The organism is bacterium (genome assembly GCA_023150945.1).
Taxonomy (GTDB): Bacteria; Zhuqueibacterota; Zhuqueibacteria; order Zhuqueibacterales; family Zhuqueibacteraceae; genus Coneutiohabitans.
In genome coordinates this window covers 206302-212301 of the sequence record JAKLJX010000013.1, presented here as the reverse complement: position 1 = coordinate 212301, position 6000 = coordinate 206302, and the positions used below count along the sequence as shown (strand labels likewise).

Genomic DNA, 6000 nt, shown 5'->3' with positions numbered 1-6000 from the left:
GCCCAGAGCATCTACTTCCAAAACTCTCGCGACACGCGAGAAATAGCGGTGTGTTGCAAGACAAGATCATTCGTCTCGTTGGAAACAACGCCAGTGATCTTCCCATCGAACTGCGATTGGTCGTGTACAGAGACCCTGAAACTGGGATAACATATGAGTACCTGACAAATATCATTCACCTCTCAGCACTAACAATTGCGAAGATCTACAAATCACGATGGAACATTGAAACATTCTTCAAATGGATCAAGCAGAATTTGAGAATCAAAACTTTCATAGGTACCACCGAAAATGCCGTGCGGACTCAAATCTGGATCGCAATGATCACCTATCTCTTACTGTCTTATCTCAAATACAAAACCAGATGTCAGTTCACATTGCTCAAGATGCAGCGGTACATCCGCGAAAATGTCTTTGCGCGTGTTAGCCTCAATAGTATTCTACTCTCGGACTCGCGTGAAAGGATGCTTAGACGTTGCAGTCGACCAGCAGACCACAACCAAGTATGTCTGCAGCTCTAACCCAACTAAACCGGACAGCACTGACTTGAGATGTGATGTTAGTGAATTAGAGAAACGAGTTTTGAGCGATTCACGGATCAGAATGGGAAAAGTAAGGAGCGTTGAAGGGCTGCATAAAAACCTAGAAAGATGGAATTGTGCGGCGGTTCCGCGGGACAACTGTGTAACAGTCATAACAGACGGAAAAACAGCTTCGGAATGTGCGGAAGAAATAATTGGTTTGCTACACTTGAGCAAATAACAAAGGGTTCGGCCCGATAGGCGGCCATAGTGACAGGCATTCACATACCGGCGCAACCTAACATCTCGTTCAAGCCGAGGCTGAACTCTGTTGTTAGCAAAATTTGAGCGAAAGGAGTTTGGGCAAATAGGAAAGTGTCGTGAAGTTCAGAAAGATAACGTGGCTCGGTAGAAAGTAAAGTATTGTGAAGCGCTGGAAGACGGCATCGAGGTAGAAAAATGACTATCGTGAAAATCCGAACGTTTTTCATCCCCATTTTAAAAGCCGCAAGAAGGAAAGTGCAGAATGCCCATAACTATCACTCTCGAACAGGACGAAGCGCTGGTTCTATTTGAACTTCTTGCCTCAGAAAAACTTAAGGCATTAGTAGATACGCCAGAGAGAAATGCACTCTGGGCGCTGGAGGCGTTGCTTGAGAAACAACTTACCGAGCCGTTTTCGCCAGACTACTCACAGTTGTTAGAGAAGGCTCGTCATTCGCTGCTTGAGCGTTATGGACAGTAGCTTTTTGAGATCAAAAGATGTTCATTGAAGCAAGAAAGGATCGTGAAGTGCCGAAGGATAAAACGAGTCGGTAGAAATAAAATATCGTGAAGCCCAGAAGATAAAGCGGCTCGATAAAAAATAAAGTATTGTGAAGTGCTGAAAGCTTTTCACCCCATTTCAAAAACCATAAAAAACAAGGTGCGTGCAACGAACAATAGCGCGAATTGGTAGGAAATAAAATTAGTGAAGAATACAAAGCGTGAAAGAGAAAAAAGCAAAATCGTCGAAGAAAAACAAAAGTTGTACTGAAATTCGGACCAAAGTATCGTGGTAAATGCCAAACTATTTTTGCTAACATCGTTTCCAGCGGCTGCGGGGCAGTGGCATGAATTTCATATCGTGCGAGTTTCAACGCCTCGTCTTCGATCAAACTCTTTCTCGCCCCGCAGCCGCTGAAACTGGTGTTAGCAGCTACATGTCATTCACAGAAGATCGGGGGAGGGGTTCTTTGTTGCAATTGCTCTCCACAATGTTTACATTCGAATAGCTTTTAAAAGCGCGACCACTAAATTCCTGTCACCCGCTCACTGGGTTTTACTTTTTGCATGAAAACGATCGAAGAAATACACAAACATTTGGAGTCTGGCCAATTCGAGTTTAGTTTTCACGCATTCAAACGGACAGTTGAGCGTAACATAAGCGAAAGCGAAATACGTGAAATTGCAGAGAACGCAGAAATTATAGAGGACTATCCCGAGGATAAATATGCGCCGAGTTGCCTCTTGTTGGGATTCACGAAGTCGGGGCGACCTATTCATATACAAGTCACACGAATAGAGACTGACGAAGGATTGATAAAAATTATCACGATTTATCAACCTGAAGAAGATGAATGGATCAATAACTACTCTATGCGGAGATGATCATGTTTCATTGTCATATTTGCGGTTCAAACGAGACCCGCGAGGAAATCGTTGATGAAGTATTTAAACTCAACGGAAAGCACGTTTTGGTGGAGGGTATTCCAGCTAAAGTCTGTGCACGGTGTGGGGACAAAACTTTTAGCCGCGAGACGACAGAGAGAATTCGACGAATCGTGCATGGCCAGATGCACCCGGCGAAATCAGTTCCTATGGATGTGTTTGAATATGCGTAACATTCAAATTGAGCGAGGCGGCTGGCTCGAGCTATAAAGGCTGGCGCTAACGAGACAAGAATTCGTGCGGCGCGATAACCAGCACAGACCTCCGGAATGAGCACAGCGTGAGCCGCCGCATAATTCTGCGTTGAACTTATTTCTTCTTTGTAATGCCTGCTCGCCAGGCGAATAGGGCGCAGGGACATGCCCCGGGTGCGCAGAGAGCAGTCACACAGCGGCACGTTCCACAGCGCTGGTCGTATTCCCAAAAGGGTCTAACCGCAGGAAGGAGGAATCGTGAATCCAACTCTCAGAAATGTATTGGCGGTTATCGCCGGGGTGATAATCGGAAGCGCGGTGAACATGAGCCTGATTGCGATCAGCGGCAAGGTCATCCCACCTCCGGCCGGCGTCGAGGTGACGGATTCTGAGAGCTTGAAAGCTTCGCTGCATTTGTTTGAACCCAAGCATTTCATTTTCCCCTTCCTGGCACATGCGTTGGGAACCTTGGTGGGGGCTTTTGCCGCCGGTAAATTCGCGGCAAGCCACAAAATGAAATTCGCACTGGGAATAGGCGCGTTCTTCCTGATCGGCGGCATCGCAAGTGTTTTCATGCTTTCTTCGCCGGTCTGGTTTGCCGTCCTGGACTTGGTTGGTGCCTACCTGCCCATGGCATGGCTGGGCGGCAAATTGGCTGAGAGGCTCGGCACGACATAGAATCACAGGAACCGTGCGAGCAGGCTTTTGAGACCGCATCCGCCATCAACCCGAAAGCATTGGCCGCGGGCGGACGCTTACAACCGGAGCTCCGGCTGCACCGAAAGGCAGTTGCAATGAACAAGACCAAAGCAACCGAGGCCAGCGTGGAAGCGCATATCGCCGCAATCGCAAACGCAGAGCAACGCAAGGACTGCGAGTCTCTCGTCATACTCCTGCGGAGAATCACCAAGCAGGAGCCGAAAATGTGGGGTCCGACCATCGTCGGTTTCGGCATGTATCACTACCAGTACGAAAGCGGGCGAGAAGGCGACTCATGCCTGACCGGCTTCGCGGCCCGGGGGAAGGAAGTCGTTGTCTATTTGACGGCAAGTAGCCCAGAACAGCAAGCCCTGCTGGCCAGGCTCGGCAAGCACAGAATGGGCAAGGCCTGCTTGTATTTTCGCCGGCTTAGCGAGATCGATATATCCATCCTCGAGAAGTTGGTGAAAAACTCTCTGGCAGAGATCAAGCGACGCTATCGCTAAGCCCCAAATCACGCTTGCCATCACCCAAGCCGCATCTCCGCAGCGCTGCAGATAGGGATTCATAAGCAAGCCCACGTAACGTTTGAACCTCCGGCAAGACGGCCGGAAACGATTTGATTGCGCGTACAAGCTGCCGACGATCCTCATGAAAGCAGCTTTTTCTTTTTCCAGTCAGGGGTGGAATCATGAAACAAAGCCCGGCAAGGGACTTTCTGATCGCCCTCATGAACAATAAACGGGATTTTGGGATCGCTCGCGAGCAACACTGGTATCGCATTCCGGTGAAGCCCAAGCAGGTTCCCAAAAGTGTGATCGACGGAACCCTGAAGCATATAGTCAATTGAGTGGCTTGACCAGAAGATTTATCGCTGTTTGGATGACGGTTCACCGCAATTGCGGCTCTTTTGATTGCAAGTGCAGCAATCCATTTGAAAAGAAAGGTAATGACCAATCGCAGAAAGGAAAAGCGGATGGGCAAAACCGCAGGGCGCACAAAGGGCAAGGGTCTGAAGGAAGTCACGGCCCCTCGTTCCGTTTCGGGCATGGCAGCAAGACCGGAACTGTCGCCAGGACAACGCCAGGAACTACTCAGCGTGCTGCAAATCCGTTTTGAAAGGAATATGAACCGTCATGAAGGCCTGGCGTGGGCCAAAGTACAGGCCAGGCTGGAAGCGAATCCCGCGAAATTGTGGTCTCTCCACGAAATGGAAAGAACCGGCGGCGAACCGGATGTTGTTGGTTATGACAATAAGACGGACGAGTTCGTTTTTTATGATTGTGCCGCGGAGAGTCCCCAAGGCCGCAGAAGCGTTTGTTACGACCGGGAAGCGCTGGAGTCAAGGAAGGAACATAAACCAAAGGCCAGCGCCTTGAGCATGGCTGCCGGCATGGGCATCGAGCTTTTGACCGAAGAGCAGTATCGCGCGTTGCAGCAACTCGGCAAGTTCGATACGAAAACGTCGAGTTGGGTGCGGACGCCCGCTGATATTCGCGAACTCGGCGGTGCCCTCTTTTGTGATCGCCGTTACGGCCATGTTTTTGTATATCACAATGGCGCGGAATCTTACTATGCCGCCCGGGGGTTTCGTGGCGTGCTGAAGGTTTGAATAGTGAATGCCTGCAATTCCCCTCTCTTGCAAGGAGAGGGGGCAGTTGGTTCCTACAAAACAAAATAGGTGCATCAGAAGCAAAGAAGAATTCCAACTGATAGAAACGACCCAACTGATAAAACCCTTTTCCATCGGTTGGTTTGTGTCTATCAGTTGGCGATTTTTTTGAGTTGCAACTTATTGGCGGAACGCTGTGAGTTTTCCAACTTGGCATTGTCACGCTGAATATGAATCTCAATAATCCGCGCAGGATTCGCAATCAACCGCGCGCCGCCCGCAACTCACGTCAACCAGAGAAACTCGCCATTTAGCAGGAGGACAGCAGAAGATGGCAAAACACGCGTTGTGCATCGGCATCAACAATTACCCTGGCACCAGCAGCGACCTCAACGGTTGCGTCAATGACGCGAACGATTGGGCCAAGGAATTGACCAAGCGCGGCTTTGCGGTGACGAAGCTGCTGGACAAGCAAGCGACCGGGAAAGCCATGCGCGCGGCGATTCAGACAACCGTCGGCAAGGCGAAATTCGGCGATCTGATCGTGGTGCAGTATTCCGGCCATGGCTCATTCGTGCCCGATGAAAACGGTGATGAGCCGGACGGCACGGACGAGTGCTTGTGTCCCTACGATATCGGCAGAAACGGGCCCATTACCGACGATGAACTCTTCGACTTGTTCAGCGAACGGCCGCGCGGCGTCAAAATTCTCATGATCTCGGATTCATGCCACTCAGGAACAGTGGCGCGCTTTGCGCCGATAACGACACCGCCGACGACCACGGGCAAGCACGCGCCGCAGCGCAAAGTGCGTTTTCTGCCGCCGGCCGTCTTTCTCTCCAGGAGCGAGACCGCCAAGCTGGGGGTGCGGCGCGCGCTCCGCAGCTCCAGCCCGCCGGGCCGCTATGCCGCCTTGCTGCTCGCCGGCTGCCAGGATACCGAATACAGCTTTGATGCCTATTTCCGAGGCCGCCCGAACGGCGCCTTTACGTTCGTTGCGCTGCGGGCATTGTCAGGGCTGCCGGCGCAGGCAACCTATGCCGACTGGTTCAAGGCCATTCGCACGGCGCTGCCCTCGCAGCAATATCCGCAAGCGCCGAATCTCTATGGCTCGAGCAGCATGAAGAAGTGGAAGTTGTTCGCTTGAGGCGGCGGCCTGATGAAGTGGGCCGGCGGCGGGAAGCGGAGCCGCCTGCCTTGATCATTCGCCACCGCCGAGCGAGGCGAGTTTCTCAGAAACGAATTGCAGCTCGATGGTGCTGCG

Annotated in this window: 8 protein-coding genes; all 8 read left to right on the top strand. The window is 51.2% G+C overall.

Annotation, left to right across the window (positions count from 1 at the left end; all coding sequences use genetic code 11):
- Positions 1–1047: 1047 nt before the first annotated feature.
- Positions 1048–1266, top strand: a complete 219-nt coding sequence (locus L6R21_17595; GenBank protein MCK6561014.1) for a hypothetical protein — start codon at positions 1048–1050, stop codon at positions 1264–1266.
- Positions 1267–1853: 587 nt separating this feature from the next.
- On the top strand, positions 1854–2171 hold the full coding sequence (locus tag L6R21_17590; GenBank protein ID MCK6561013.1) for a DUF4258 domain-containing protein: 318 nt from the start codon (positions 1854–1856) through the stop codon (positions 2169–2171).
- A gap of 2 nt (positions 2172–2173) precedes the next feature.
- Positions 2174–2404, top strand: a complete 231-nt coding sequence (locus L6R21_17585; protein MCK6561012.1) for a YgiT-type zinc finger protein — start codon at positions 2174–2176, stop codon at positions 2402–2404.
- 279 nt (positions 2405–2683) lie between these two features.
- Positions 2684–3103, top strand: coding sequence for a hypothetical protein (locus L6R21_17580; protein ID MCK6561011.1), 420 nt, complete (start codon positions 2684–2686; stop codon positions 3101–3103).
- 116 nt (positions 3104–3219) lie between these two features.
- Positions 3220–3630 carry a DUF1801 domain-containing protein gene (locus tag L6R21_17575; GenBank protein ID MCK6561010.1) on the top strand — a complete coding sequence of 137 codons (411 nt, stop codon included), beginning with the start codon at positions 3220–3222 and terminating at the stop codon, positions 3628–3630.
- Between the two features lie 185 nt (positions 3631–3815).
- The gene (locus L6R21_17570) at positions 3816–3974 is read left to right on the top strand and encodes a hypothetical protein (GenBank protein MCK6561009.1); all 159 of its coding nucleotides are present in this window, start codon (positions 3816–3818) and stop codon (positions 3972–3974) included.
- A 198-nt stretch (positions 3975–4172) separates the two neighbouring features.
- Complete coding sequence (locus L6R21_17565) at positions 4173–4736, top strand: DUF4256 domain-containing protein (GenBank protein ID MCK6561008.1); 564 nt, start codon at positions 4173–4175, stop codon at positions 4734–4736.
- Between the two features lie 331 nt (positions 4737–5067).
- A complete protein-coding gene (locus tag L6R21_17560; protein ID MCK6561007.1) occupies positions 5068–5883 on the top strand; it encodes a caspase family protein in 816 nt (271 codons plus the stop codon).
- Positions 5884–6000 lie beyond the last annotated feature (117 nt).